Origin of the sequence: Aromatoleum evansii (genome assembly GCF_012910805.1) — a bacterium.
GTDB lineage: Bacteria > Pseudomonadota > Gammaproteobacteria > Burkholderiales > Rhodocyclaceae > Aromatoleum > Aromatoleum evansii.
On sequence record NZ_WTVK01000291.1, the window covers coordinates 1 to 395 of the forward strand.

1 pseudogene is annotated in these 395 nt (G+C 54.9%); it reads left to right on the forward strand.

Going from position 1 to position 395, the window contains the following annotated elements:
• A pseudogene (locus GO615_RS28370) lies at positions 1–395 on the forward strand (elongation factor 4); the annotation flags it as partial.

The following is a 395-nucleotide window of genomic DNA, read 5'->3' on the forward strand; positions in this document are numbered from 1 at the left end:
CCTCACTGTTCTATGAGCCGGAAAGCTCCAGCGCGCTGGGCTTTGGTTTCCGCTGCGGCTTCCTCGGCCTGCTGCACATGGAGATCATCCAGGAACGTCTGGAACGTGAATACGATCTGGATCTGATCACCACTGCGCCGACCGTAGTGTATGAAGTTGAAACCACGTCAAGAGAAGTTATCTACGTCGACAGCCCATCCAAGCTGCCTGCGGTAAATAGCATCTACGAACTGCGCGAGCCGATTGCAGAGTGTCACATGCTGCTGCCGCAGGCATATCTCGGCAACGTTATTACGTTGTGCGTAGAAAAACGCGGCGTGCAGACCAATATGGTTTACCACGGTAATCAGGTGGCGCTGACGTACGAGATCCCGATGGCGGAAGTGGTGCTCGAC